At 70.2% G+C, this 26,269-nt stretch carries 22 protein-coding genes; 9 read left to right on the plus strand and 13 right to left on the minus strand.

The window, feature by feature from the left end:
• Positions 1-45: 45 nt before the first annotated feature.
• On the minus strand, positions 46-603 hold the full coding sequence (locus QFW96_RS20050; protein WP_281457227.1) for a cysteine hydrolase family protein: 558 nt from the start codon (positions 601-603) through the stop codon (positions 46-48).
• A 122-nt stretch (positions 604-725) separates the two neighbouring features.
• Here QFW96_RS20050 and QFW96_RS20055 point away from each other — a divergent pair, with 122 nt between their 5' ends.
• The 3 genes from QFW96_RS20055 to QFW96_RS20065 all read left to right on the plus strand — a co-directional run bounded on the left by QFW96_RS20055 (position 726) and on the right by QFW96_RS20065 (position 3,934).
• Complete coding sequence (locus QFW96_RS20055) at positions 726-2,240, plus strand: DUF7782 domain-containing protein (RefSeq protein ID WP_281457228.1); 1,515 nt, start codon at positions 726-728, stop codon at positions 2,238-2,240.
• Complete coding sequence (gene dtd, locus QFW96_RS20060) at positions 2,237-2,662, plus strand: D-aminoacyl-tRNA deacylase (RefSeq protein WP_281457229.1); 426 nt, start codon at positions 2,237-2,239, stop codon at positions 2,660-2,662. Before QFW96_RS20055 ends, dtd begins: the two co-directional genes overlap by 4 nt.
• A 300-nt stretch (positions 2,663-2,962) precedes the next feature.
• The gene (locus QFW96_RS20065; protein WP_281457230.1) at positions 2,963-3,934 is read left to right on the plus strand and encodes a sigma-70 family RNA polymerase sigma factor; all 972 of its coding nucleotides are present in this window, start codon (positions 2,963-2,965) and stop codon (positions 3,932-3,934) included.
• 235 nt (positions 3,935-4,169) lie between these two features.
• Here the strand turns inward: QFW96_RS20065 and QFW96_RS20070 are convergent, their stop codons facing one another.
• Complete coding sequence (locus tag QFW96_RS20070; protein ID WP_281457231.1) at positions 4,170-4,877, minus strand: tyrosine-protein phosphatase; 708 nt, start codon at positions 4,875-4,877, stop codon at positions 4,170-4,172.
• A 177-nt stretch (positions 4,878-5,054) separates the two neighbouring features.
• Here QFW96_RS20070 and QFW96_RS20075 point away from each other — a divergent pair, with 177 nt between their 5' ends.
• Positions 5,055-6,710: a fumarate hydratase gene (locus tag QFW96_RS20075; protein WP_281457232.1), complete on the plus strand. Its 1,656-nt coding sequence runs from the start codon at positions 5,055-5,057 to the stop codon at positions 6,708-6,710.
• Between the two features lie 191 nt (positions 6,711-6,901).
• Here QFW96_RS20075 and QFW96_RS20080 read toward each other — a convergent pair whose 3' ends face one another.
• From QFW96_RS20080 to QFW96_RS20100, 5 genes are all read right to left on the minus strand, one after another.
• A complete protein-coding gene (locus tag QFW96_RS20080; protein ID WP_281457233.1) occupies positions 6,902-7,204 on the minus strand; it encodes a hypothetical protein in 303 nt (100 codons plus the stop codon).
• Between the two features lie 265 nt (positions 7,205-7,469).
• Complete coding sequence (locus tag QFW96_RS20085; protein WP_281457234.1) at positions 7,470-8,351, minus strand: alpha/beta hydrolase family protein; 882 nt, start codon at positions 8,349-8,351, stop codon at positions 7,470-7,472.
• A gap of 80 nt (positions 8,352-8,431) precedes the next feature.
• On the minus strand, positions 8,432-11,011 hold the full coding sequence (locus tag QFW96_RS20090; protein WP_425524776.1) for a bifunctional acetate--CoA ligase family protein/GNAT family N-acetyltransferase: 2,580 nt from the start codon (positions 11,009-11,011) through the stop codon (positions 8,432-8,434).
• A 108-nt stretch (positions 11,012-11,119) separates the two neighbouring features.
• On the minus strand, positions 11,120-12,295 hold the full coding sequence (locus QFW96_RS20095) for an acetoin utilization protein AcuC (protein ID WP_281457236.1): 1,176 nt from the start codon (positions 12,293-12,295) through the stop codon (positions 11,120-11,122).
• Positions 12,296-12,379: 84 nt separating this feature from the next.
• Positions 12,380-13,231, minus strand: a complete 852-nt coding sequence (locus tag QFW96_RS20100; RefSeq protein WP_281457237.1) for a sulfurtransferase — start codon at positions 13,229-13,231, stop codon at positions 12,380-12,382.
• Positions 13,232-13,353: 122 nt separating this feature from the next.
• Here QFW96_RS20100 and QFW96_RS20105 point away from each other — a divergent pair, with 122 nt between their 5' ends.
• The 3 genes from QFW96_RS20105 to galE all read left to right on the plus strand — a co-directional run bounded on the left by QFW96_RS20105 (position 13,354) and on the right by galE (position 16,250).
• The gene (locus QFW96_RS20105; protein ID WP_281457238.1) at positions 13,354-14,049 is read left to right on the plus strand and encodes an iron-dependent transcriptional repressor DtxR; all 696 of its coding nucleotides are present in this window, start codon (positions 13,354-13,356) and stop codon (positions 14,047-14,049) included.
• The gene (gene galK, locus QFW96_RS20110; protein ID WP_281457239.1) at positions 14,046-15,224 is read left to right on the plus strand and encodes a galactokinase; all 1,179 of its coding nucleotides are present in this window, start codon (positions 14,046-14,048) and stop codon (positions 15,222-15,224) included. The genes QFW96_RS20105 and galK overlap by 4 nt, the downstream gene beginning before the upstream one ends.
• Before the next feature lie 63 nt (positions 15,225-15,287).
• Positions 15,288-16,250 carry a UDP-glucose 4-epimerase GalE gene (gene galE, locus QFW96_RS20115; RefSeq protein WP_281457240.1) on the plus strand — a complete coding sequence of 321 codons (963 nt, stop codon included), beginning with the start codon at positions 15,288-15,290 and terminating at the stop codon, positions 16,248-16,250.
• A gap of 26 nt (positions 16,251-16,276) precedes the next feature.
• On the opposite strand, the gene QFW96_RS20120 is transcribed toward galE, so the two are convergent.
• Together QFW96_RS20120 and QFW96_RS20125 are read right to left on the minus strand one after the other, a co-directional pair.
• Entirely contained in the window at positions 16,277-17,377 is a 1,101-nt protein-coding gene (locus QFW96_RS20120; RefSeq protein WP_281457241.1) for a DUF4192 domain-containing protein, read from the minus strand.
• A 191-nt stretch (positions 17,378-17,568) separates the two neighbouring features.
• On the minus strand, positions 17,569-19,353 hold the full coding sequence (locus QFW96_RS20125) for a Xaa-Pro dipeptidyl-peptidase (RefSeq protein ID WP_281457242.1): 1,785 nt from the start codon (positions 19,351-19,353) through the stop codon (positions 17,569-17,571).
• Between the two features lie 149 nt (positions 19,354-19,502).
• On the opposite strand from QFW96_RS20125, the gene QFW96_RS20130 reads away from it, so the two are divergent.
• Entirely contained in the window at positions 19,503-19,796 is a 294-nt protein-coding gene (locus QFW96_RS20130) for a hypothetical protein (RefSeq protein ID WP_281457243.1), read from the plus strand.
• Here QFW96_RS20130 and QFW96_RS20135 read toward each other — a convergent pair.
• Positions 19,783-20,523, minus strand: a complete 741-nt coding sequence (locus QFW96_RS20135) for an SDR family oxidoreductase (protein WP_281457244.1) — start codon at positions 20,521-20,523, stop codon at positions 19,783-19,785. The two genes, QFW96_RS20130 and QFW96_RS20135, sit on opposite strands and share 14 nt — an antisense overlap.
• Before the next feature lie 201 nt (positions 20,524-20,724).
• On the opposite strand from QFW96_RS20135, the gene QFW96_RS20140 reads away from it, so the two are divergent.
• Positions 20,725-22,002, plus strand: a complete 1,278-nt coding sequence (locus QFW96_RS20140; RefSeq protein ID WP_281457245.1) for an aspartate aminotransferase type Ic — start codon at positions 20,725-20,727, stop codon at positions 22,000-22,002.
• A 59-nt stretch (positions 22,003-22,061) separates the two neighbouring features.
• Here the strand turns inward: QFW96_RS20140 and QFW96_RS20145 are convergent, their stop codons facing one another.
• The 3 genes from QFW96_RS20145 to nrdR all read right to left on the minus strand — a co-directional run bounded on the left by QFW96_RS20145 (position 22,062) and on the right by nrdR (position 26,196).
• Positions 22,062-22,436 carry a hypothetical protein gene (locus QFW96_RS20145; protein WP_281457246.1) on the minus strand — a complete coding sequence of 125 codons (375 nt, stop codon included), beginning with the start codon at positions 22,434-22,436 and terminating at the stop codon, positions 22,062-22,064.
• A gap of 266 nt (positions 22,437-22,702) precedes the next feature.
• Positions 22,703-25,528 (minus strand): vitamin B12-dependent ribonucleotide reductase, encoded by a 2,826-nt coding sequence (locus QFW96_RS20150; RefSeq protein ID WP_281457247.1) that lies wholly within the window; start codon positions 25,526-25,528, stop codon positions 22,703-22,705.
• 176 nt (positions 25,529-25,704) lie between these two features.
• Entirely contained in the window at positions 25,705-26,196 is a 492-nt protein-coding gene (gene nrdR / locus QFW96_RS20155; RefSeq protein ID WP_281457248.1) for a transcriptional regulator NrdR, read from the minus strand.
• Positions 26,197-26,269 lie beyond the last annotated feature (73 nt).

The following is a 26,269-nucleotide window of genomic DNA, read 5'->3' on the forward strand; positions in this document are numbered from 1 at the left end:
GCCGAATCTAGCGGCGCGGGCGCGCGATGCGTACCGCCTTTCCGCTCACTGCGACGCGAAGTCCAGCTCTGCGGTGCTGACCGTGCCCGCCGTGCGGCCGGGGGCGACCTGGTACTGCCAGTACAGGTTGGTGTGCGCGATGACCTCCTCCGGCGAGGGCGCGCCGTAGCGGGTCAGATCGCTGGTGGTGTGCGCGTCGCTGACCAGCGTCGCGTCGTAACCGCGGGTGAACGCCCCGTGCAGGGTGCACCGCACGCACTGGTCGGTCTGCGCTCCCGCCACGATCACCCGGCCGATGCCGCGCGCGGCGAGCACCTTCTCCAGCTCGGTGTCCTCGAAGGCGTCGCCGTAGGACTTGTGCACCAGCGACTCGGCGTCGCCCGGGTCCAGCTCGGGCACCAGGTCCCAGCCCTCGCTGTCGCGGATCAGGCCGTCGTCGTGGTGCTGGACCCAGACCACGTCCACCCCGGCCGCGCGCGCCCGGTCCACGAGGTCGCCGATGTTGGCCACGACGCGGTTCCGGTCGTGGGCGTCGGCGACCACGCCGTTCTGCACGTCGATGACGAGCAACGCGGTGTTCGGCCTGTTCTCCAGAGTGGTCATGGCATCTCCCCCATCGCCGTCACCCCGATGCTAAGCCGGGCCACCGACGGTGTCGGCCGTCCCGGACCTCCCCGGCCGAGTGAGCGGATGCGCGGGTCGGCGGGCGTGTGAGGATTCAGGGCGTGATTCCAGATCTGTCCGCTGACCGCATCGACCGACTTCGCGACGCGTTCCGCGCCGCCTCCTACGACGCCGACGGCGTCCTCGACCTGCTCGGCCACTCCGCGCACGCCGCGCTCGGCCGCGGTGAGCCGGTGCCCGCGCTGCGCGCCACCGAGGGCGCCGGTGCGCTGGGCACGCTCGTCCGCCTGTTCCTGCTGGGCCAGGCCGAGACGCGGCCCGACGTGCAGGCCGCCCTCGGCTCGCTGAGCACCGACGACGCGCTGGCCGCGGGCATCCTGGCCGCCGACGGCGAGCTGCTCCGCGCCGGCCTGGACATCCGCCCCTACGGCGAGGGCGAGCACTCCTGGTGGGTGGTGTCGGACCTGGATTCCGACCTGCGCGGCGGGCGTCCCGTCGACGCCGACCACGTGCTGGGCGTCGGTCACGCGTCGCTGAGCCTGGTGCGCGCCACCACCCGGCGGCCGATCGGCTCGGTGCTCGACCTGGGCACCGGCTGCGGCGTGCAGGCCCTGCACGCGAGCACGCACGCGCGGAGCATCACCGTCACCGACGTCTCGAAGCGGGCGCTGGCGCTGGCCGAGGCGACGTTCCGGCTCAACGGGGTCGACGCCGAGGTCGGCGAGGGCGAGTGGTTCGAGCCGGTCCGCGGCCGCAAGTTCGACCTGGTCGTGTGCAACCCGCCGTTCGTGGTGGGTCCGCCGCGCACCGACTTCACCTACCGCGACTCCGGGCTGGCCGGGGACGACGCGAGCGCGCTGGTGGTGCGCCAGCTGCCGTCGTTCCTCAACGAGGGCGGCACCGGGCAGCTGCTCGCCTCGTGGGTGCATCGCGAGGGCGAGGACTGGGAGGACCGGGTCGCCTCCTGGTTGCCGCCGGGTGCCGGGGTGGACGCGTGGTTCGTGCAGCGCGACGTCGCCGACCCGGATCTCTACGTGGGCACCTGGCTGCGCGACGCGGGCTACGACCTGCGTTCCGAGCAGGGCCTGCGCAAGGCCGCCGAGTGGCTGGACTGGTTCGAGACCAACGACGTGATCGGCATCGGTTTCGGCTTCATCACCCTGCGCCGCACCGACGGGCCCGGCGAGGTGGTCTGCGAGGACCTGCGGCACGCCTTCGACGACCCGCTGGGACCGGAGTCCGACGCCTGGCTGCGCCGGGTCGACTGGCTGCGCGACCACGACTCCGACGACGACCTGCTGGCCGCCAGGCTGGTCACCGCCGACAGCACCGTCCTGGAGCAGGTCTCGCAACCCGGAGACGAGGGCTGGGAACCCCTGGTGCACCGGCTGCACCGCACCGACGGTCCCGGGTGGCAGCACGAGATCGATGAGCTCGGCGTCCGGTTGCTGGCGGGATTCCGGGGTGCGCTGCCGCTGGAGGAACTGCTGGAACTGCTGGCGATGGGTTACGGCGAAGATGTGGAGGACTTGACCTCCGCTGCCATTCCGATGGTGCGGGAACTCATCCGGCACGGAATGGTCGTTCCGGCCGAATGGCGAGGTGTTGATCAATGAGGGCAATCGTCACGCGGGTCACTCGCGCCTCCGTAACGGTCGAGGGCGAAGTCGTCGGGAAGATCGAAGAACCAGGGCTGTTGGTCCTATTGGGTGTGACCCATTCCGACGGGCGTGAGGAAGTCGCAAAAATGGCCCGGAAACTGCACGAGATTCGCGCGCTCCGGGACGAGGAGTCCTGCGCCACGACGGGAGCCCCGCTGCTGGTGGTCAGCCAGTTCACCCTCTACGGGTCGACCAGGAAGGGCCGCCGCCCCTCGTGGACCGAGGCCGCCCGACCGGAGCAGGCCGAACCACTGGTCGACGCGGTCGTGGCGGAGCTCCGGGAACGGGGCGCGCGGGTGTCCACCGGGGCGTTCGGCGCGATGATGGCGGTCGAAAGTGTGAACGACGGACCATTCACACTTTTGGTTGAGGTCTAAATGTAACGAGAGCTCTCAGCAAATCCTCAGACTCAGGGCGCAACCGATGTGACGGCCGCGACGTCTTCGAATCGAGAACTTCGGGAACGAATTCGTCGCGCCCGTCGTTTTCCAGGTAACGAAGCTTCGACGGCCATGCCGTCCGCGGTGACCGGAACAGTCCGGCACCGACTCGGCACCCGGAGAAGAACGTAGGCGCGGAAGCCCCGGTTAATACCGAGCGTACGCGTCCTGCACACCGCGCACCGATGCGTCGGTGTGAATTGCGCCCCGCTAGCCAGCCCGTCAGGGAGGGAGCTCATGACCGTCCCGCAGACCACCAAGCCAGACGTCGCCGTCGCCGAAGAACTGGACACCCAGGGACCATCGGCCGACCTGGTGCGCGTCTACCTCAACGGCATCGGGCGCACCGCGCTGCTCACGGCACAGGAAGAGGTCGACCTCGCCAAGCGCATCGAGGCCGGGGTTTTCGCCAAGCACCTGCTGGAAACCGGCAAGAACCTCTCCCCCGAGCGGCGTTCGGACCTCAATGCCGTCGTCCGGGACGGTCGTCGCGCGAAGAACCACCTGATGGAGGCCAACCTCCGCCTGGTCGTCAGCCTCGCCAAGCGCTACACCGGCCGCGGCATGCCCCTGCTGGACCTCATCCAGGAGGGCAACCTGGGGCTGATCCGCGCGGTGGAGAAGTTCGACTACACCAAGGGCTTCAAGTTCTCGACCTACGCGACCTGGTGGATCCGGCAGGCCATCACCCGGGGCATGGCCGACCAGAGCCGCACCATCCGGCTCCCCGTCCACCTCGTCGAGCAGGTCAACAAGCTGGCCCGCATCAAGCGCGACCTGCACCAGAAGCTGGGCCGCGAGGCCACCGACGACGAGCTCTCGGAGGAGGCGGGCATCCCGGTCGAGAAGATCCTCGACCTGATGGACCACTCGCGCGATCCGGTCAGCCTGGACATGCCGGTGGGCACCGAGGAGGACGCCCCGCTGGGCGACTTCATCGAGGACGCCGAGTCCGCCGACGCCGAGAACGCGGTGATCTCCGGCTTCCTGCAGGACGACCTGCGCCGGGTCCTGTCCACGCTCGAGGAGCGCGAGCAGGCGGTCATCCGGATGCGCTACGGCCTCGAGGACGGCCAGCCGCGCACCCTGGACCAGATCGGCAAGGCCTTCGGCCTGTCCCGCGAGCGGGTCCGCCAGATCGAGCGCGAGGTCATGTCCAAGCTCCGCCAGGGCGACCGCGCCGACAAGCTCCGCGCCTACGCCAGCTGACCCATCGGGGCGCCCTTCACCGCGAAGGGCGCCCCTTCTTTCGCCACTGATGTGACGCCTGAGGCGGTCCGTGCCCTGTTCGGGGGAATTCGGCGTCACTTTGCACCCGAACGGCTCGTTGACCCGAGACACCCCGCGGGGCGAAGATCTTCTTCCGCAAACTTGAGCGGTGGGGTCCTCCACCGCTTGCTGGAGGAGGCCGGACTCGTCGAAAGGGCGGGTCCGACCTCCTCACCTACTTCTCCAGGAACTTCTCCCGCCACCGGTCGAGCTCGTCGTCGGTGACGCCGTGGCCGGCCAACCAGCCCGCGGCCGCGTCCTGGTGCTCGTCGAAGATCTCCAGCACGCTCTCGATGGCCTGCGTCGGCGTGGCCATGAGCTCGGCGACCATCTCCTCGTCCACGCCCGGCGGCAGCTCCGGCAGCTCTTCGAGGCGTTGCAGGACGCGCAGCATGTTCTTGTCGGTGCGCACGTAGTCGGCGACGATCGCGTCCGGTCGCACGCCCGCGGCGCTGAGCAGCATCGCCGAGACCACGCCGGTGCGGTCCTTGCCGGCCGCGCAGTGCACCAGCGCCGGGCCGTCGGCCGCCAGGACGTGCCGGAAGACCTCCACCAGCTTCTTCGGCGCGCCCTGCAGCATGCCCCGGTAGAGAGTGGTCAGCTCGTGGACCGCCTCGTCGTCCTCGTCCGGCGTGTCCAGACCCTCCAGCACCCGCACGCGGTGCACCAGGCTCGCCGTGGCCATCGGGTGCTCGTCCCGGGTCTCGGCGGCCTCGCGCAGGTCGACGACCACGCGCGGCGGCCACGCGGGCAGTCCGCTCGGGTCGCGGTCCCCGAGCCGCGGTGCGTCGCTGCGGTAGACCACTCCGCTCCTGGTCAGCACACCGCTGCCGGTGGGCTGACCGCCGAGGTCGCGCAGGTTGACCAGTTCGTCGAGCGCCATGAGGCCTCCGAATCGGGAGAAGAGCCGTCCAGGTTCGAGAATCTCAACCCGAGCGCATTTCGACCAGCTCCCGCCGCGGGTCTCCGTCACACATTGCCGACCCGTGTGGACGCCGTGATCCGCTGCGCGGTTACATGAGTGCACGCGTAACCCGAACGCGCGCAAAGGAGCCGCGACGTGACCACCACGAATTTCGACTTCACCGAGGTGCTCCCCCTCGGCCCCGACGACACCGAGTACCGCTTGGTGACCGATGAAGGCATCAAGGTCGTCGAAGCCGCAGGGCGCCGCTTCTTGGAGATCGAGCCCGCCACGCTGACCTCGCTGGCCGCCGAGGCGATCAAGGACATCCAGCACCTGCTGCGTCCGTCGCACCTCGCCCAGCTGAAGTCGATCGTGGAAGACCCGGAGGCCAGCGCGAACGACCGGTTCGTGGCCACGGACCTGCTGCGCAACGCCTGCGTGTCGGCCGGTGGGGTGCTGCCGATGTGCCAGGACACGGGCACGGCGATCGTCATCGGCAAGCGCACCGAGACGGTGCTCACCGGCGGCCAGGACGAGGAGTCGCTGGCGCGCGGCATCTTCAACGCCTACCAGGACCTCAACCTGCGCTACTCGCAGATGGCGCCGTTGAACTTCTGGGAGGAGCGCAACACCGGCAGCAACCTGCCCGCCCAGATCGAGCTGTTCAACAAGCCGGGCACCGACCCGTTCTACGAGCTGCTGTTCATGGCCAAGGGCGGCGGCAGCGCCAACAAGACGTTCCTCTACCAGGAGACCAAGGCGCTGCTGAACCCGACGCGGCTGGGCCGCTTCCTGGAGGAGAAGCTGCGCTCGCTGGGCACTGCGGCGTGCCCGCCGTACCACCTGGCGATCGTCGTCGGCGGCATGTCGGCCGAGTACAACCTCAAGGTCGCCAAGCTGGCCTCCGCCCGCTACCTCGACGAGCTGCCGCGCGAGGGCTCGGGCTCCGGCCACGCGCTGCGCGACGTCGAGATGGAGCAGCAGGTCCTGGAGATGACCCGCCAGTTCGGCATCGGCGCGCAGTTCGGCGGCAAGTACTTCTGCCACGACGTGCGCGTGATCCGCCTGCCCCGGCACGGCGCCTCGCTGCCGGTCGGCGTGGCGGTGTCCTGCTCGGCGGACCGGCAGGCCAAGGCCAAGATCACCCCGGAGGGCGTGTTCCTGGAGCAGCTGGAGCGCGACCCGGCGAAGTACCTGCCGGAGGTCTCCGACGAGCAGCTCTCCGACGAGGTCGTGAAGATCGACCTCAACCGGCCGATGGACGAGATCCGCTCCGAGCTGTCGAAGCTGCCGGTCAAGACGCGGGTGTCGCTGACCGGTCCGCTGGTGGTGGCGCGCGACATCGCGCACGCCAAGATCGCCGAGCGGCTCGACGCGGGCGAGCCGATGCCCGACTACATGCGCGACCACCCGGTGTACTACGCGGGTCCGGCCAAGACGCCCGACGGCTACGCCTCGGGCTCCTTCGGCCCGACCACCGCCGGCCGGATGGACTCGTACGTGGAGCAGTTCCAGGCCGCGGGCGGCTCGATGGTCATGCTGGCCAAGGGCAACCGGTCCAAGCAGGTCTCGCAGTCCTGCCAGAACCACGGCGGGTTCTACCTCGGTTCGATCGGTGGTCCGGCCGCGCGGCTGGCGCAGGACTGCATCCGCAAGGTCGAGGTGCTGGAGTACCCCGAGCTGGGCATGGAAGCGGTGTGGCGCATCGAGGTCGAGGACTTCCCCGCCTTCATCGTCGTCGACGACAAGGGCAACGACTTCTTCGCCAACTCCACGCAGCCGACCCTGCAGATCTCGTTCGGCCGCTGAGGTTCTCGCACGACCGGTCCCGGGCTCACCCGCGCGCGAGGCGCGGGTGAGCCCGAGCGGCCGCGGTCATCCCGCTTGTGCGGACCCGTGAGGAACGAACTGCCGAACCCGGTGCGCCGTGGAGCCCCACCTCCGGCGGCGAACCGGCTTCACGCGCGGCGGCGGCAGGTTACCGCCGCGCAGCAGCCGAATCAGCGCGGGACCTTCACATCCTTCTGCTCCAGGACCACCTTTCGCCCTTCCAGCGGGGCGCTGAGGCTCACCGCCACGGGCGGGTACCGCAGGTCCATCGTGCAGATTCCCGGCGGATCCGGGGTTTCCTCCACGAGGAGGATCTTCACGTGGTCAGCGGTCTGCTCCGCCACTTCGGCGCGCACCTTGCTGCAGCCGCCCTCCTGACCGGTGGCGACCACTGCGGTACCGTTGTCCTGAGTCCAGACCTTCTTCGGATATCCTCGCGGCAGCTGCGAGAGGTCGATGGCTTCCGCGGCCACCGGCGTCCGCTCCGGTTCAGGTTTCGGCTGAACCGGTCCGGGTGGCGCCGGAGGCTGACCACCGAACCCCACGTCGTTGGTCGGTTGTTGGGCGCAGGCTGCCAGCACCAGTAGCAGACTCCCCGCGCCCACTGCGGTTCGTAGGCGTCTCATGCCTTGTAGACGGACGCGCGGGAGTCGCGGGTTGCGTCCCGGCCGAAGTGGATCGGTACCCACCTTTCACACAATTCACCCGGCCGGGCCGAAACCTCCTCCGCGGAGCTGATCAGCGTTCGAGGACGCCGTTCATCCAGTCCTGGATCCAGGCGGCCATCTCACCGGAGCTGCGGGTCCACTTGAAGTGGTCCACCGGCCCTCCCGCGTCGTCGGCGGTGTAGTGGCGGCTCGTCCGCTCGGCGCGGGTGGAGTGCTTGACCAGGTCGTCCATCGCCGATGTCGGGGCCAGCTCGTCGTTGGCCACGGTCACCGTGAGCAGCGGGGTCGTCACCTCGGCCATCGCCGCGTCGTAGTCGAGGTCGGAACCGCGGAGCCGCCAGCGGCCGGTGCGCGCCTGGCGCGCCCAGTCCCGCATCAGCCCGGTCGCCTGCTTGCCGCCGAAGACGTATCCGGGCCAGTAGCCGAGCAGGGTCGAGGCCAGCGCGATCGTCTGGGTGCCGAGCAGCGAGTAGTAGTACTTGGCCAGGCCCGGGTAGCCCCGGTACCAGACCGACCCGGTGGCGATCAGGGCCGCGCCGCTGATCCGGCCGGGGTTGGCGGCGGTGTGCAGCAGCGCGATCTGGCCGCCGAGGCTGTGTCCGAGGACGAACCGGGGCGCCCGGGGGAAGACGGACTCGACGAGGTCGAGCACGGCGTCGAGGTCGTCGACGAAGTCCTGGTAGCCGAAGTGCACGCCGCGCCGGGCCCGGGGCTTGTTCTCGCCCTGGCCGCGCACGTCGAACGACACGACGGTCATGCCGAGCCGGTGCAGCTCCGCGACGAACGGCCGGTAGTAGCCGGCCGGCACGCCCATGGCCGGCGCCAGCACCGCGACCGGCGCGCTCGGGTCGTCCTGCTGCACCGCTCGCACCTTGATGCGGTACTGGCCCGCGGGGACCACGCCGAGCACGGGCGCCGGTGCGTCGACTTTCCGGGTCGTGACCTCATCCACGCGCACCAGATTAACGGAACGACCCGGTTTCGATCTGCGGGTCTGTGTCCCCCGTCGCAGTCGGCACCCGACGCAGACGGTTACCGCAGTCGACGCGGTCCGGTGTCCAACGCCGCGGGCGATTCGCCCAAGGACACCTTCGCCCCGGTGACCGCAGCCCCGGTGGGCGAGGCCAGCACGGGCTGCAACGCCAGGTAGCGCACCTCCGGCAGGTCCTCGGCCAGCGTCGCCACCCGCAGCACCAGGTCCTCCAGCGCCGACAGGTCCGCGGGCTCCACGCCCCGGTAGCCGACCAGCAGCGGCGCCGCGCGGGGCGCGCGCACCAACGTCGCGACGTCCACGTCGGTCAGCGGCAGCGCGCGGTAGGCCTTGTCCCCCAGCAGCTCGCTGGCCACGCCGGAGAGCCCGAAGGACACCAACGTGCCGAACGAGGGGTCGTCGAGCAGGTCGATCACGCACGAGGTCCCGCGCCCGGCCATCCGCTGCACGTAGACCTGCTCGACGCCGGAGACTCGCCGCACGTCTTCGTAGGCCGTGCGCACCGCCTCCGGCCCGGTCAGGTCCAGCCGGACGCCGACCAGGTCGTTGCGGTGCCGCAGATCCGTGCTGGTCGACTTCAGCACCACCGGGTAGCCCAGTTCCTCGGCCGCCGCTACCGCCGCGTCCACGTCGCCGACCTTGCGGAAGGGCACCAGCTCGATGCCGTAGCACTCCAGCAGGCGCACCGTGCGCTCGTCGCCGAGCTCGGAGACGCCCTCGGCCAACCACTGCTCGACCAGCGAACGCGCCTCCTCGGCCGCCACGTCCGGGCGCACGAAGTGCCCCTTCGGCGCTGCGCGCCACTTCGCGTAGCGGGTCACGCGCGCCAGCGCGAGCACCGAGCGCTCCGGGCTCGGGTACGACGGCACCGAGCCCTTGCCGGTCGTGCCGTCCGGGCCCGGCACCCGCAGCTCGTCCGGAACGCCCTCGGCCGCCAGGAACGTGGTCGCCACCGGCTTCGAGCGGGTCGCGTCGGCCTCGTGCAACGCCTCCCGCAGCGCCCGCGCGTAGGCCGCGCCGGGCACCGCCACCGGCGGGGCGAACACCGTGATCAGCGCGTCGACGTCGTCGCGCAGGGCGGCATCGCGCACCGCGGCCGCGAACTCGTCGGGCTCCGCCGAGGCGCCGACGTCGACCGGATCGTGCGCCAGCTGCAACCCCTGCGCCTGCGCCACGTCGGCGGCGATCATTCCCAGCGCCGAGGAGTTGCCCACGATCGAAACCCGGTCGCCCTGCGGCAACGGCTGGTGCGCGAGCAGCAGCGCGGTGTCGAACATCTGCGCCACCGACTCGACGCGGATCACGCCGGACTGCTCGAACAGCGCCTGCACGCTCGTCTCGTCGATCTCCACCGTCGTGGCCGCCAAACCGGCCCGCACCGAGTTGCGGCCCGACTTGACCACCACGACCGGCTTGCTGCGCGCCAGCCGCCGGGCCAACCGGCCGAACTTGCGCGGGTTGCCGAACGATTCCAGGTACAGCAGCACCACGTCGGTGGCCGGGTCGGTCTGCCAGTACTGCAGCAGGTCGTTGCCGGACAGGTCGGCGCGGTTGCCCGCCGAGACGAACGTCGACAGGCCGAGCCCGCGCTCGGTGGCGGTCTCCAGGATCGCCACGCCCAGCGCACCGGACTGGCAGAAGAACCCGGTCCGGCCGCGCCCGGGCAGCTGCGGCGCGAGACTCGCGTTGAGCCGGAACTCCGGGTCCGGGTTGACCACGCCGAGCGCGTTCGGACCGACCACGCGCATGCCGTGCACCCGCGCGGCGCGCACCATCTCGCGTTCCACCTCGCGCCCCTCCGAACCGGTCTCGCTGAACCCGGAGGAGACGATGACCAGCGTTTTCACGCCCTTGGCCAAGCAGTCGTCGAGGACCTCGTTGACGCCGGCCGCCGGGATCGCCACCACCGCCAGGTCGACCTCGTCGGGGATGTCGAGCACCGAGGCGTAGGCGCGCACCCCGCGCACCGAGCGGTGCTCGGGGTTGACCGGGTAGACCGGCCCGTTGAAGTCGGCGGTGAGCAGGTTGGTCAGCACCGCGTGGCCGATCTTGCGGTGGTCGGTGGAAGCGCCGATCACCGCCACCGCCCGCGGCCGCAGCAGGTTGTGCACGCTGCGCGCCTCGGCGGCCTGCTCGCGCGCCCGGGCCACCGCCACGGACTCCTCGGTCGGGTCGATGTCGAACTCCAGGTGCACCACGCCTTCCTCCATCGCCCGGCTCACCTGGTAACCGGCGTCGCGGAAGACGCGCACCATCGTGGAGTTCTCGGCCAGCACCTCGGCCACGAAGCGCCGCAGACCGCACTCCTGCGCGGCCGCGGCGAGGTGTTCGAGCAGGATCGACCCCAGACCGCGCCCCTGATGACCGTCCTCGACGACGAAGGCGACCTCGGCCGACTCCTGCTCGCCGAGGCGGTCGAAGCGGCCGACGGCGACGATGTCATCGCCGAGCAGCGCCACCAGCGCGACCCGGTTGACGTAGTCGACCTGCGTGAACCGGCGCGCGTCGCGCTCGGGCATCCGCGGGTACGGGCCGAAGTAGCGGTAGTACCTGGTGCGGTCGCTGAGCCTCCCGTGGAAGGCGACCAGCTTGTCCTTGTCGGCCGGGGTGATCGGCCGCATGTGCACCGTGCCGCCGTCGGAGAGGACGACGTCGGCTTCCCACTGCCGGGGGTAGTCCTGCTCCGGCCCGGTCTCCTCTCTCGCTTCTTCGTCCACTTCGGGCACTCCTCAGTCGCGACTGTCAGCCGGGTCCAGCCCGAGCAGGGGGAACACCGCGTGCCGGGCGTCGCGGATCGCGGTGTCGACCGCGGACGCGGTCACCCCGGACCAGCGCTCGAAGGACGGGTCGGCCCCGTCCGACATCGACGTCGGCATCGGCACGTTCTGCGCACGCCGGACGGCGTACGCGATCCAATCCTCGGGGATGGTCGTCTCCGGCGCGATATCCCGGTTCAGCAGCGTCGCCAGCAGGTGGGTCCAGGCTCGCGGCACCACGCGGAACAGCGAGTAGCCACCACCGCCCAGAGCCAGCCACTTCCCCCCGGCGTAGCTCTCGGCCAGGTCGCGGAGGTCCTGGTAGGTGGCGCGCTGGGCGTCGACGGTCAGCGACAGGTCGGCGAGCGGGTCGTCCCGGTGCGCATCGGCCCCGCACTGGGTGACCAGCACCTGCGGCCGGAACTGGTCCAGCACCGACGGGACCACGGCGTGGAAGGCGCGACGCCAGTCGGCATCACCGGTGCCCGGCGGCAGCGGGACGTTGACCGCGGTGCCGTCGGCGTTGCCGCGCCCGACCTCGGTGGCGAAACCGGTTCCCGGCCACAGCGTCACCGGGTGCTGGTGCAGCGAGATGGTCATGACCCGCGGGTCGTCGTAGAAGGCCGCCTGCACCCCGTCGCCGTGGTGCACGTCGACGTCGAGGTAGGCGATGCGCTCCACGCCCTGCTCCAGCATCCAGGCGATGGCCGCCGAGCAGTCGTTGTAGACGCAGAACCCGGCGGCGCGGTCGGCCATCGCGTGGTGCAGTCCCCCGGCGATGTTGACCGCCCGGTCCGCCACGCCCGAGACAATCTGCTCCGCGGCCTTGATCGACGCTCCGGCGATCAAGGCCGAGGCCTCGTGCATCCGGTCGAAGATCGGGTTGTCATCGGTGCCCAACCCGTGCCCGACCTCCCAAGCGCTCAGCGGCGCGGCGCGCACCGCCGCCATGTACTCGGCGGTGTGCACGCGCAGCAGGTCCTGCTCGGTGGCGGGTTCGGGCTTGATCGTCTCCACGCCGTCGAGCACGCCGAGCGAGTTGGCCAGCCGCATGGTCAGGTCCAGCCGGATCGGATGCAGCGGATGGTGCCCGCCCAGGTCGTACTCGAGCACCGACTCGTCCCAGACCACGGCCAACTGAGAACCCATGGGCGGGACGCTACCTGCCGGACGCGCCCCGACACAGGGTCTCGACGGCCCGAGGAGCCGAATCGGATGGATCTCGCCGACCGCTCACCCGGCCTCCGGACCGGTCGCCGCCGGTCGTGACGGGTCCGCCGCCCAGTTCGACCACGAGCCCGCGTAGAGCGCGGCGGGCGCGTGGGCGTCGGTGACCCCGGCGTGTTCCAGCGCCAGCAGCACCGAGCAGGCCGTGACCCCCGAGCCGCAGTAGGCCCCGACGGCGGTGGCTCCGGTGACGCCCAGCGCGGCGAAGCGCTCGGCCAGCTCCTCCGGCGAACGCCACCGGCCCGTGGGCGCGACGTGCTCGCTGAACGGCGCGTTGCGCGCGCCCGGGACGTGCCCGGCGCGCGGATCCATCGGTTCCACCTCGCCCCGGTAGCGCTCCGGTGCGCGGGCGTCGAGCAGCACGCCGTCTCGGGCCAGCTCCGCCGCCTGGTCGGCGTCGATCACCGGCATCGCCCCGGGACGCACCCGGAACCCGCCATCACCGGGTTCGGGGACGTCGGTGGTGGTCGGCTTGCCCTCGGCGGTCCACGCCGCGTAGCCGCCGTCGAGCACGGCCACCGACCGGTGTCCCGCCCAGCGCAGCAGCCACCAGGCCCGCGCCGCCGCCGAACCGTTGTCGGCGTCGTAGACCACGACCGGGCGGTCGGCGTCCACGCCCGCCCGACGCAGCACCTCCTGCAGCGCGGTCGGATCGGGCAGCGGATGCCGCCCGGCCGAACTCGGCTCAGCGGCCAGTTCGGCGTCCAGATCCACGAAAACCGCTCCGGGCACGTGCCCCGCGGCGTAGTCGTCGCGGCCCGGTGGGCCGAGCAGTGACCACCGCACGTCCAGCAAGGTCGGGTGCGGCTCCGCACCCAGTGCGGTCATGAGATCATCGGTACTGATCAAGGGATGCATGACGGCCTTTCGAAGCCCGCCGACGAGGTCGGTCGCTGATCCTGGCTGTCAACTCCCCGGCCACTGACCGTTGTCGCTGGCAGCGACTAGCATCGTGGTTGGGACTTGAATGGGGAGCCGACGTGAACGATCTCATCGATACCACTGAGATGTACCTCCGCACCATTTACGACCTCGAGGAAGAGGGCGTGGTGCCGCTGCGGGCGCGGATCGCCGAGCGCCTGGAGCAGAGCGGACCGACCGTCAGCCAGACGGTGGCCCGCATGGAGCGGGACGGCCTGCTCACGGTCGCCGAGGATCGCCACCTCGAACTGACCAAGGCCGGCCGCGCCCGCGCGATCAGCGTGATGCGCAAGCACCGCCTCGCCGAACGGCTCCTCGTCGACGTGATCGGCCTCGAGTGGGAGCACGTGCACAACGAGGCGTGCCGCTGGGAGCACGTGATGAGCGAGGCCGTCGAGCGCAAGCTCGTCAAGCTCCTCGGCGGCCCCACCACCTCTCCCTACGGCAACCCCATTCCCGGCCTGGACGACCTCGGTGTCGACCACATCGACACCGCGATCGACGGTGAGCTCCAGCGGGTCGACGAGATCGCCCGCAACGGCGGTGGCCGCGCGGTCATCCGCCGGATCTCCGAGCACGTGCAGCTCGACCCGGATCTGATGACCGATCTCAAGGAGGTGGGGGTCGTCCCGGGCAACGAGGTCGAGATCATGTCGGTGGTCGGTGCGAACAAGCCGATCGAGGTCCGCGGCCAGAGCGGTGCCGCAGAGCTGACCCCCAGCATCGCGCACGCGGTGATGGTGACGGCCAAGTGAGCGTCTCCACCCGCGCGGCAGAGCTCTTCGCCGCCGAGCACGGCCGCGCGCCCAGCGCGGTGTGGTCCGCACCCGGCCGGGTCAACCTCATCGGTGAGCACACCGACTACAACGACGGTTTCGTGCTCCCGATGGCGATCCCGCACCGGGTCGCGGTGGCCATCGGTCCGCGCGACGACCGCAAGCTCGTGGCCACGACGTGGGGCGACGACGGTGAGCTCCACCAGGCGGACGAGCTCGTCGTCGACGACCTCCGGCCCGGCTCCCCCACCGGTTGGCCCGCGTTTCCCGCAGGCGTCGCATGGGCGCTGCGCGAAGCCGGTCACGCCGTCCCCGGCCTGGACCTGTTGATCGTCGGTGACGTCCCCACCGGCGCCGGCCTGTCCTCGTCCCACGCGCTGCAGTGCGCTCTGGCGCTGGCGATGCTCGATCATCTCGGCCTGGCACCGGGCGAGCCCGGCGCGCCGAGCCTGGCGGAGATCGCCCGGCTGGTGCAGCGCTCGGAGAACGACTACGTCGGGGCCCCCACCGGCCTGCTCGACCAGACGGCGTCGCTGCGCTGCGTCGAGTCCCGCGTGCTGTTCTTCGACGTCCGCTCCGGTGACGCCGAGCAGGTCCCGTTCGATCCCCGCGGCGCGGGTCTCGAACTGCTCGTCATCGACACCCGCGCCAAGCACTCGCACAGCGAATCCGGCTACGGAGAACGCCGGAAGGGCTGCGAGCGGGCGGCGGAGCTGCTCGAGGTGAAGGCGCTGCGGGACATCTCGGCGGCGCAGCTGCCGGAGGCGAACGAGAAGCTTCCGGACGAGCTTCAGCCGCTGGTCAAGCACGTGGTGACGGAGAACGAGCGGGTGCTGTCCGCCGTCGAGCTGCTGCGCTCCGGCGGGTACGCCGAGATCGGTCCGCTGCTCAACGCCTCCCACGCCAGCCTCCGCGACGACTACCGCGTCTCCTGCCTCGAACTCGACGTCGCAGTGGACGCAGCGGTGCAGGCCGGCGCACTGGGCGCGCGGATGACCGGCGGTGGCTTCGGCGGTTCGGCGATCGCGCTGATCCCGACGGCCGACCGCGCCCGGGTCGAGTCGGCCGTTCGGGCCGCGTTCGCCGAGCGGAGCCTGGCCGAACCGCGCGTGTTCATCGCGATACCCTCCGCCGGTGCGGGGCGGGACAGGTGACGACCCGGTCCTCGGCCGCTTCCCGCTGAGTCGATTGGTTCTCCCACGGAAGGCAGTGCGCAGTTGAAGCTCCTGGTCACAGGCGGTGCCGGTTACGTCGGAAGCGTGTGCGCAGCACGCCTGGTGGAAGCAGGCCACGAGGTCGTCGTGGTCGACGACCTGTCCACCGGGCACGCCGACGCGATCCCGGACGGCTGCAAGTTCGTCGAGGCGGACATCGCCTCGGCGGCGGGTGAACTGCTCGCGGAGCAGTTCGACGGCGTGCTGCACTTCGCGGCGAAGTCGCTCGTCGGCGAGTCGATGGAGCAGCCGCAGAAGTACTGGCAGGGCAACGTCGTGACGTCGCTGCGACTGCTGGACGCGATGCGCGAACACGGCACGCCGCGCCTGGTGTTCTCGTCCACGGCGGCGACGTACGGCGAACCGGAGTCCTCCCCGATCACCGAGGACCTCCCGACGCGGCCCACCAACACCTACGGCGCGACCAAGCTGGCGATCGACCACGCGATCACGTCGTACGCCTCCGCCCACGGCATCGGCGCGGTCAGCCTCCGGTACTTCAACGTCGCCGGGGCGCATGGGGCCTTCGGTGAGCGGCACGCCGTCGAGACCCACCTGATCCCGATCGTGCTGCAGGTGGCGCTGGGCCAGCGCGAGCAGGTGCAGATCTTCGGCGAGGACTGGCCCACCGCCGACGGCACCTGCGTCCGCGACTACATCCACGTCACCGACCTCGCCGACGCGCACCTGCTGGCGCTGGAAAACGCGACGAGCGGCCAGCACCGCATCTACAACCTCGGCAACGGCACGGGCTTCTCGGTCAAGCAGGTCATCGACACCTGCCGCGAGGTCACCGGGCACCCGATCCCCGCCCAGGTCGCTCCCCGCCGGGCCGGCGACCCCGCGACGCTGGTGGCCTCCAGTCAGCGCGCCCGGGCCGAGCTGGGGTGGCAGCCCCAGCGCGCCGACCTCGGCGTGATCGTCGGTGACGCGTGGGAGTTCACCCGCGCCCGCCACGCGTCCTGAGCGCTGCTTCCTCTTCTTCGCGCACATCAGCAGGGTCCCTCCTCGTCGAGCAGGAGCTGGACGTCGTCGGCCGAATCCCTGGCGATGCCGGCCAGCTCCGCCGGCGGGAGGCCCGCGTCCAGCGACCGGCGCAGCAGGACCCCCAGGTTGTGGTCGAGCTTGACCTGCTCGATGCGTTCGAGCGCGACGCTGGCCAGCGCGCCCTCGCCGCGGACGTAGGCCGAGAACGCCAGCAGCGCCGCGACCTCGACGACCTCGGGTTCCGGTGCCTTGCGCACGAGGGTGAGCCAGAGCTCCTCGGCCGGGCGCGCCAGTTCGGTCAGCGCGGCACCGATGACGACGTCGCGGACGCGGACGTCCGACACCGCCTGCAGCACGCCCAGCAGGTCGTCCTCGGTGAGCGCCGAACCGGCGGCGATGCGCCGGATCGCGCCGAAGACCGTGCGCACGTCCGTGGCGTGCCGGGACGGGTCGTAGGAGTCGATGGCGTCCTCGACGAGCGCGTCGAGCTTGGCCGACCAGCGGTTGAGGACCTCCGGTGATTCAGGCGCGACGAGCTCGCGGAGCTCCTCCCTGCTGCCGAAGGTCACCGATCCCTGGGCGGCCATCAGCGCGCCCATCGGAGATTCCTTCGGGTCCGCGACGACGCCGCGGCAGTCCTCGTCGTAGTAGCACGTCCACGGCTCACCGACCCCGATCGCCGGCGTGTGCACCGCGTGGGCGGTGATGATTCCCGCCTGCAGCAGGGTTTTCCGCACCACTTCGACGACGTCGTGCAGCGGCGGCCCGGAGCCGTCGCCGGGGCTGTCGGTGGTGTGGCAGGCCCCGCCGCAAGTCTCCGGGCACGCGGCGAGGTTGGGACGGTCCCCGATCACGATCATGAACACGCCTTCGGCCTGCTGCTTGCCCACGGCCCCGGTGAGCAGGAACTCGCTGAACAGGCATGCCTGTGACGGGCACGGCAGGTCGACGCGCATGGTCGCGCCGAACCTCGGTGTTCCGGTCAGGTCGTGCATCGTGATCAGCACGAACGAGTCGGTCGGGTGGAAGCCGAGCATGTGCGGGATCGCGGCGAGCACGTCCCCGGGGTCGCTCAGCGAGAGCTGGGTGTTCAATCGCGTCGTCATGACCACCACGATGCGGACGAAAACGCCTCCGCCGAAAGCGGATTCGGCAATCTCTGGACAACTTCATCCGCTGTGGACGGATCGGGGTTGAAACCCTTGAAACCACACCGATCAGCGTCGATCGGTCAGGTCAATTCACTGCTCGATCGGGTATCACCGTCCGCCATGACACCGGTTTTCGCGAAAGACCGTCACGAGATCCGCCCGACCACCGGAAGTGAGACCTGCGTGCGCGCCAGGTCCAGCGCCAGTCCCGCACCCGGACGGGGCCGCAACGTGAAGTCGTGATCGCTGGAGAGCACCACGACGCCGAGCCGGTGCCCCGGCGCGAAGACGTAGTCGTCGGGCTGCATCCGCACGGTGATCGCGTACTGGCGCCCCGGTTCGATCGGCGTCGTCCGGTCCAGGGCCTCGCGGTTCTGCGGGTCGGCCCAGCCTCGGGTGACCACCGAGACCGATCCGTCCGGTGCCTGATCGACCAGCAGCGCGGTCACGTTGGCGGCCGGCTCGTCGAAGCTGAGTCCGAGCTCTGCGCGCACCTCCCCGCTGACCCGGGCCCGCTCGACGAGCGGTTCGGTGAAGTAGGCCAACCGGTTCGGCGAGCTGGCGGCGGAAGCGAGGTCCTCGGCCTTCTGGCCCGCGTCGTCGGTGAGCCCTTCCACCGCTCGCTGAGCGGGCGCTTCGGCGCTCAGACCACCGCGCTGCGAGCCGCCCGCCGTCGGCCGCAGCACCGTCTCGGCGACCCCCGGAGCAGGCCATTCGGCCTCCTCGGTCCAGCTGCCGTCCTCGCGCTGGACCGTGGCGCGGGGCTCGTCCTCGACCCCGTTGGGCACGCCGTGCAGGTACCGGGTGAACCACCGGTTGAGGGTTCGCAACCACTCCTGCTCGCGCAGTTCGAGGGGGTCCGTGTGGCCGGACTGGTGCCACCAGATCTTGTGCGGCACGTCGTGCTCCCGCAGCAGCCCGTACCACTGGGCGGCCTGGCGGGTCTTGACGTTCCAGTCGTTGAGCCCGTGCACCGACAGCACCGCCGCGCGCACCCGGTCCGCGTCGCCGAAATAGTTGCGCTCGCCCCAGAAGGGGCTGTCATCACCGGTGATGCGGTCCTGCTCCGCGGTGAGCCCGTCGATCACCGGGCGGCAGGGCTCGCGGTCGGCTCGGGTGTGGACGTACTCGGCCAGCACGTCGGCGTCCTCGCCCTGGTACCCACCGGGAGCGACCACGGCGCCGTCGGTGCGGTAGTAGTCGTACCAGTTGGAGATGGCCCCGATGGGCACGATCGCTTCCAGCCCCTCGACGCCGGTGGCGGCGACGGCGTTCGGCAGGGTCCCGTTGTAGGAGACGCCCATCATGCCGACCTTGCCGGTCGACCAGGTCGCCGGAATCTCGGTGCCGGCGGCGTCGTGCCCCGGCGCCCGACCGTTGAGCCAGTCCACCACGGACTTGGCGCCGATCGTCTCGTTCTCGGCCCCCGTGGTCGGGCACCCGGTGGACTCCCCCGTGCCCAGCGACTCCGCGTAGACCACGGCATACCCCCTGGCCAGCAGGTATTGCTCGTAGGCCCAGTCGATCTCGGCGGCCACCGCGATCCGCTCGTCACCGGAGGTGCTCAGCGTCGTCCGGGCACCCGACCGCTCCGGCACGTGCAGCTCGGTGTCGACGTTGTGGTTGGGCACGTCGTTGCCGCCGGAGAAGTACGGGCTGGCCTGGTAGACCACAGGCACCCGCAGTCCCTGGTCGGACTCGGCGGGCCGCACCACCTGGACGTGCACCCGGTCCTGCGATCCGTCGTGGTCGCTGTCGACCGGCGCGGTGACGAACAGGTCCTGCCGCACCGCCCGCGCCGGGTCGAACACCGGCTGCGCCTCGCCGTCGGCGAACACCGGACCCTGCGGCGGCTCGGCCCCCGCGGCCGCGGACCCGATCAGGGGCAGGGCGACGATCGCCGCGAGCAAACCTGTCCGAACGCGCCGCATGCGGGGCTCCCGAAGCTGGAGAAGTGGACGACACCGGCACTTTTCTTAGCGCGAAACGGGAAGTCAAACACCGATGCGGCGGGTTCCCGCCAGAACCACCCGAGCGGCAGTAAGGTCGAAGCATCCGAACCGGAACCCAAGGAGTGCGCATGTCGATTCCCTCCAGCCTGCTGACGTCGGCCGGGTTGATCGGTGGCTTCGCGGTGGCCCGCGCTTCGCAGCACCGGCACTGGGGTGGAGTCGTCGCGGCGGGCGCCGGCCTGGGCGCGATGGAGATCTGCCGTCGCCGGGCCGGTGTCGTCCCCGCGCTGGCCCTGGGCGCTACCTACGGAACCGCGCTGGTCGGATCGCACCCGCTGGCCAAGAAGATCGGCGCCTGGCCGTCGGTGTTCACCGTGACCGCGGCGACGGCCACCGCTGCGCACCTGCTCACCCGCCGCTGAGGAACTCCTCGAAGGTCTCCCGGCCCACGGCTCGGTCCGCGACGAGGTTGGCCCCGGACCGCAGCTCCCGGAACAACGAGCCCGGCGGGCGCAGTCGCAACACCCTTCGGCGCAGGCCGTTGGCCTGGAAGTAGGCCCTGGTCAGGTCCTCGTGGCTGCGCACCTGCGGGCCGCCCAGGTCCGCCACTCGTCCCGCTGCGTCGCAGCGGGCGAGCTCGGCGAGCCGCTCCGCGACGTCACGCACCGAGATCGGCTGGAACCGCACGCCGAACAGCGCCGCCACCACCGGTGAGCGGCGTTGCACGGCGCTGAACTTGGCGACGAGGTCGTGGAACTGCGTGGTGCGCAGGATCGTCCACGGCAGCCCGGATTCGCTGATCAGCCGCTCGGACTCGAGCTTGGCGCGGTAGTAGAACAGCGGGATCCGCTCGATGCCGACGATGGAGATGTAGACCACGTGCGGTCGACCGGACCGGCGGGCGAACTCCACCAGGTTGCGGGTGGCCTGCACGTCGTGACCGCTGTTGGTGGTCGCGCAGTGCACGATCACGTCCGCGCCGGAGACCGCGTCCGCGAGTCCCTGCCGGGTGCGCAGATCGCCGACCACCCGACCCGTGCCCGGGCGGCGGCTGAGCACCTCGACGTCCTCGTCATCCTCCCGCAGTCGCCGCACGAGAGCGCTGCCGAGCGTTCCGGTCCCACCGGTGACCAAGATCGACTTTCCCACGTCGTGGCCCTCCCCTCGAAGTCTCACCGGGCAGACGAGGTCAACCCCGCCGGCGTGACGCCATGACCAGCGCAATCCGGTGATCCACGTCATAGATGAGCGGTGCGGTGTCGGCTTGGCCGCAGGTCGTGCTCACACCGACCGGCCACAACGACTAGGCTGTTTCCTGCTCGTTACCCGATACGGCGAAGGATTCAACCGGTGCCCGATCCAGCTTCAACCATCGAAGAGCTGACCGCCCAGCGCGACCGCGCCCACCAGGAGTTCGCAGATCTCGTGGCGCGTGGCCTGAAACTGGATATCACCCGAGGAAAGCCCTCGCCGAAGCAACTCGACCTCTCCAACGAGCTGCTCGACCTCGCCAGCGGAACCGACGCCGACGGTGCCGACCTGCGCAACTACGGCGGCCTCAACGGCCTGCCCGAGCTGCGCGAGATCTTCAGCACCGACCTGCAGGTGCCGGTCGACCAGCTGCTCGCCGCGGGCAACTCCAGCCTGGAGCTGATGCACGACGCGCTGGTGTTCGCACTGCTCAACGGGGTTCCCGGCGGCTCGCAGCGCTGGGTCGCCGAGCCGGAGATCGCGTTCCTGTGCCCGGTTCCCGGCTACGACCGCCACTTCGCTCTCACCGAGCGCCTCGGGATCAAGATGATCACCGTTCCGATGACCGCGGACGGCCCCGACATGGACGTCGTCGAGCGGCTCGTCGCCGAGGACTCCCGGATCAAGGGCATCTGGTGCGTGCCGAAGTACAGCAACCCGGACGGCACCGTCTACTCCGACGAGACCGTGCGGCGGCTGGCGGCGATGAGCACCGCTGCATCCGACTTCCGGATCTTCTGGGACAACGCCTACGCGGTGCACCACCTCACCGACGACGAGGCGGAGATCGCCGACCTGCTGGCGCTGTGCGCCGAGAACGGCAACCCGGACCGCGCGCTGGTGTTCGGCTCCACCTCGAAGATCACCTTCGCGGGCGCGGGCGTGGCGTTCTTCGGTTCCTCCCCCGCCAACATCGAGTGGTGGCTGGCATCGACCTCCAAGCGCAGCATCGGCCCGAACAAGGTCAACCAGCGGGCGCACGCCCGACTGCTGCGCGACCGCGACGGGCTGCGCGAGCACATGCGCAAGCACGCCGCGCTGATCCGGCCCAAGTTCGAAGCCGTGGACAAGATCCTCAGCGCCGAACTGGGCGGGACCGGCCTCGCTCGGTGGAGCAACCCGGCCGGCGGCTACTTCATCAGCCTGGAGGTTCCCGAAGGCTGCGCGAAGGCCGTCGTCGCCAAGGCCAAGGAAGCGGGCATCGCGCTCACCCCGGCCGGCTCGACCCACCCCCACGGTGACGACCCGGCCGACTCGGTGATCCGCATCGCGCCGACCTTCCCGGAGCTCGCCGACGTCGAGGCCGCCACGGCGGGCCTGGCCGTCTGCGTCCGCTTGATCGCCACCGAGAAGCTGCTGGCGGACGAGCAGTCCTGACCCGAGCACGACGAAGGCCGGTGCGGTTCCGCGGAACCGCACCGGCCTTCGTCGTCTGATCAGCTGGAGCTCTCACCTTCCAGCACCAGCGGCCAGGCGTCCTCGTAGACGACACCGGGCTCCGGCGGGACGGGCTCTCCCGTGTCCGGATCCACGCAGCCCAGGTCGAACGCCTCGGCCGCGGTGACCGGCGAGATCACACCACCCTCGATGAACCATCCGTACACGTGCTTGACCAGCACGTCCTCGCCGCGCGCATCGGTGAACGCGACCTCCTCGCTGAGCGAGTGCAGGACGATCGACACCACCGCTTCCTCGTCGAGCAACTCGTCGAGGTAGTGCTCGGCCTCGGGGTTCTCCAAGGCCAGTTCCCCGGCGTAGTCGATCGCCGCCAGGGTGGTCACGGACCGGTCCGGGTCCGGGAGCCCGGTCACGGTCAGGACGTGAATCCCAGGTGCCGCGAAGAGAATCGCGTTCTTCAACAGGTTTCGTGCCCGCATCTCCACCTCCGCTTGTTCGGTGCGGACGAGCGTGCCGAATCCGCGGCGCTCCACCGGGTTCTTCCGGCGGTCGCCCGACGGGCGTCGCCTGACCGTGAACGCCTCACCTGGCCAAACGCGAACGGTGTTGACACGAAAGAAGTCCGGGGTGGGTGTGTTGGTCACACCCACCCCGGACTTCGGTCATTCAGCCCTCAGGCTCAGCTGCAGCCCGAGGTGGAACCGCAGCCCTCGCAGAGGTAGCAGGAACCGGACGGGCGCATCTTCGTGCCGCAGGTCATGCACAGCGGCGCGTCGGCGGCCTTGCCCAGCTGGAGCTCGAGCAGCTCGGTGGAGCTCCCCGCGCGGACGTCGTCCTTGGACTCGGACTTCTCCTCGGCCTTCGAGTAGTCCACCGTGGACCGCATCGTGTCCAGGTCGACGTTGTCCGACGCCGGAGCCGGTTCCGTGTTGTTGACCTGGGCTTCCCGCTCGTCCACGGTGAAGATGCCCAGCTGGGCGCGCTTCTCGTAGGGCAGGTAGTCCAGCGCCAGGCGGCGGAACAGGTAGTCCAGGACGCTGCTGGCCATCCGGATGTCCGGGTCGTCGGTCATACCGGCCGGCTCGAAGCGCAGGTTCTGGAACTTCGAGACGTAGAACTCCAGCGGGATGCCGTACTGCAGACCCACCGAGATCGACATCGAGAAGGCGTCCATCACGCCGGCCAAGGTCGAGCCCTGCTTGCCGAGCTTGACGAAGATCTCGCCCAGCCCGTCGTCCGGGTACGACCCGGCGTGCAGGTAGCCCTCGGCACCGCCCACGGTGAACGACACCGTCTGGCTCGGGCGCTTCTTGGGCAGGCGCTTGCGGACCGGGCGGTACTCGATCTGCTTCTCGACCGCCTTCTCCGACTCGCCCTTGTCGCCCTTGCCCGCGGACAGCGGCTGGCCGACCTTGCAGTTGTCGCGGTAGATCGCCAGCGCCTTCAGGCCCAGCTTCCAGCCCTCGAAGTAGAGCTCCTCGACCTCTTCGACGGTGGCCGACTCCGGCATGTTGACCGTCTTGGAGATCGCACCCGAGATGAACGGCTGCACCGCGGCCATCATCCGGACGTGGCCCATCGGCGCGATCGAGCGCTCGCCCATCGCGCAGTCGAAGACCTCGTAGTGCTCCGGGCGCAGACCCGGCGCGTCGATGACGTGGCCGTGCTCGGCGATGTACTCGACGACCGCCTCGATCTGCTCTTCCTGGTAGCCCAGCGCCTGCAGGGCGCGCGGCACCGTCTGGTTGACGATCTGCATCGAGCCGCCGCCGACCAGCTTCTTGAACTTCACCAGCGCCAGGTCGGGCTCGACACCGGTGGTGTCGCAGTCCATCATCAGGCCGATGGTGCCGGTCGGGGCCAGCACCGACGCCTGGGCGTTGCGCCAGCCGTTGCGGCCACCGATCTCCAGACCCTGCTGCCAGACCTCGGTGGCCAGCTTGTGCACGGTCTTGTCGTTGTGGTGGTAGGTGCGCACCAGGTCGTTGGCCGCGGCGTGCTTGCGCATGACCCGCTGGTGGCCCTCGGCGTTGCGGGCGTAGCCCTCGTACGGGCCCACGACACCGGCCAGCTCAGCCGAGCGCTTGTAGGCGGTACCGGTCATCAGCGAGGTGATCGCCCCGGCCAGCGCACGACCGCCGTCCGAGTCGTAGGCGTGACCGGTGGCCATCAGCAGCGCGCCGAGGTTGGCGTAGCCGATGCCCAGCTGGCGGAACTTGCGGGTGGTGACGCCGATCGACTCGGTGGGGAAGTCGGCGAAGCAGATCGAGATGTCCATCGCGGTGATGACGAACTCGACGGCCTTGGAGAACAGCTCGGCGTCGAAGGTCAGGTCATCGCGCAGGAACTTCATCAGGTTCAGCGAAGCCAGGTTGCAGCTGGAGTTGTCCAGGTGCATGTACTCCGAGCACGGGTTGGACGCGGTGATCCGGCCCGTCTCCGGCGAGGTGTGCCAGTCGTTGATCGTGTCGTCGTACTGGATGCCCGGGTCGGCGCACTCCCACGCGGCCTTGGCCATCTTGCGGAACAGCTCGCGGCCCTTGACGGTGCTGATCACGTCGCCGTCGGTGCGGGAGCGCAGGCCGAAGTCGCCGTCGCTCTCGACCGAGCGCATGAACTCGTCGGAGACGCGCACCGAGTTGTTCGCGTTCTGGTACTGCACCGAGTTCGAGTCCGCGCCGCCCAGGTCCATGTCGAAACCGGCGTCGCGCAGCGCGCGGATCTTGTGCTCCTCGCGCGACTTGGTCTCGATGAACTCCTCGACGTCGGGGTGGTCGACGTCGAGCACGACCATCTTGGCCGCGCGGCGGGTGGCGCCACCGGACTTGATGGTGCCCGCGGAGGCGTCGGCGCCGCGCATGAACGACACCGGGCCGGAGGCCGTGCCACCGGAGGACAGCAGCTCCTTGCTGGAGCGGATCCGGGACAGGTTCAGCCCGGCGCCGGAGCCGCCCTTGAAGATCAGGCCCTCTTCCTTGTACCAGTCGAGGATCGACTCCATCGTGTCGTCGACCGACAGGATGAAGCAGGCCGAGACCTGCTGGCGGGAGCTGGTGCCCACGTTGAACCAGACCGGCGAGTTGAAGCTGAAGACCTGGTGCAGAAGCATGTAGGTCAGCTCGTGCTCGAAGATCTCGGCGTCGGCGTCGGTGGCGAAGTAGCCGTTCTCGACACCCGAGGCGACGTAGGTCTTGACGACCCGGTCGATCAGCTGCCGCAGGCTGCTCTCGCGCTCGTCGGTGCCGACGGCACCGCGGAAGTACTTGCTGGTGACGATGTTGACCGCGTTCAACGACCAGAAGTCGGGGAACTCGACCCCGCGCTGCTCGAAGTTGACCGAACCGTCCCGCCAGTTGGTCATCACCACATCGCGGCGCTCCCACTTGACGTCGTCGTAGGGGTGCACCCCCTCGGTGGTGTAGACGCGCTCCACCCGGATGCCCTCGCGGGCACCTGCTTCCGGCTCCCCCGCTGCGCCGGCCGGGCTACCGACGGTCTCTGTCATGACCTGCCCCTTTTCGTTCTTCATCGCTCGCTCAGTCGATCGCGTTCTGTCGGCCCCGTCCGGGCTCCCCGTCCGGTTCGGTCGCGGCTCTGTTCTCTTCGGCGTGCCCGCCCGGGACGCCGATTGGCGTTTCGCGCTTCCGCCCCCTCTGCGGGACGCGCGCCGTCGCGGCTTGCTCAACCGCCGCTCTCCACGTCTCGTTGCTCGCCGTCCCGCTGGGTCTCCCTCGCGGACCGCAGGTCGGCTATTTCCTTCTCGAAGTCCTCCACCGAGGAGTACGCGCGGTAGACGCTGGCGAAGCGCAGGTACGCGACTTCGTCCAGCTCCCGCAGCGGACCGAGGATGGCCAGCCCGACCTCGTGGCTGGGCAGCTCGGCGATGCCGGAGGACCGGATCGCCTCCTCCACCTGGTGCGCCAACTGCTGCAGCGCGTCCTCTTCTACCGGACGCCCCTGACACGCGCGGCGCACACCGGTCACCACCTTGTCCCGGCTGAAGGGTTCGGTGACACCCGACCGCTTCACGACCGACAACACCAGTTCTTCGATGGTCGTGAACCGGCGACCGCACGCCGAGCACGAACGCCGACGACGGATCGCCTGGCCGTCCTCGACCTCGCGCGAGTCCACGACCCTGGAGTCATCGCCGCGGCAGAACGGGCACCGCACCGGCCATGCACCCCCTTCCCCCTGAGCGGCCGCCGACCGACTCCCACCGGCCCACGACCACGTACGCCCATGG

Source organism: Saccharopolyspora ipomoeae, assembly GCF_029952525.1.
GTDB lineage: Bacteria > Actinomycetota > Actinomycetes > Mycobacteriales > Pseudonocardiaceae > Saccharopolyspora > Saccharopolyspora ipomoeae.

Excerpts from the sequence above, each read along its gene's own strand:
- QFW96_RS20050 (WP_281457227.1), bottom strand. The coding sequence starts at position 603 with ATGACCACTCTGGAGAACAGGCCGAACACCGCGTTGCTCGTCATCGAC.
- dtd (WP_281457229.1), top strand. The coding sequence starts at position 2,237 with ATGAGGGCAATCGTCACGCGGGTCACTCGCGCCTCCGTAACGGTCGAG.
- QFW96_RS20065 (WP_281457230.1), top strand. The coding sequence starts at position 2,963 with ATGACCGTCCCGCAGACCACCAAGCCAGACGTCGCCGTCGCCGAAGAA.
- QFW96_RS20070 (WP_281457231.1), bottom strand. The coding sequence starts at position 4,877 with ATGGCGCTCGACGAACTGGTCAACCTGCGCGACCTCGGCGGTCAGCCC.
- QFW96_RS20090 (WP_425524776.1), bottom strand. The coding sequence starts at position 11,011 with ATGCGGCCGATCACCCCGGCCGACAAGGACAAGCTGGTCGCCTTCCAC.
- QFW96_RS20095 (WP_281457236.1), bottom strand. The coding sequence starts at position 12,295 with ATGGGTTCTCAGTTGGCCGTGGTCTGGGACGAGTCGGTGCTCGAGTAC.
- QFW96_RS20100 (WP_281457237.1), bottom strand. The coding sequence starts at position 13,231 with ATGCATCCCTTGATCAGTACCGATGATCTCATGACCGCACTGGGTGCG.
- QFW96_RS20120 (WP_281457241.1), bottom strand. The coding sequence starts at position 17,377 with ATGACGACGCGATTGAACACCCAGCTCTCGCTGAGCGACCCCGGGGAC.
- QFW96_RS20125 (WP_281457242.1), bottom strand. The coding sequence starts at position 19,353 with ATGCGGCGCGTTCGGACAGGTTTGCTCGCGGCGATCGTCGCCCTGCCC.
- QFW96_RS20130 (WP_281457243.1), top strand. The coding sequence starts at position 19,503 with ATGTCGATTCCCTCCAGCCTGCTGACGTCGGCCGGGTTGATCGGTGGC.
- QFW96_RS20150 (WP_281457247.1), bottom strand. The coding sequence starts at position 25,528 with ATGACAGAGACCGTCGGTAGCCCGGCCGGCGCAGCGGGGGAGCCGGAA.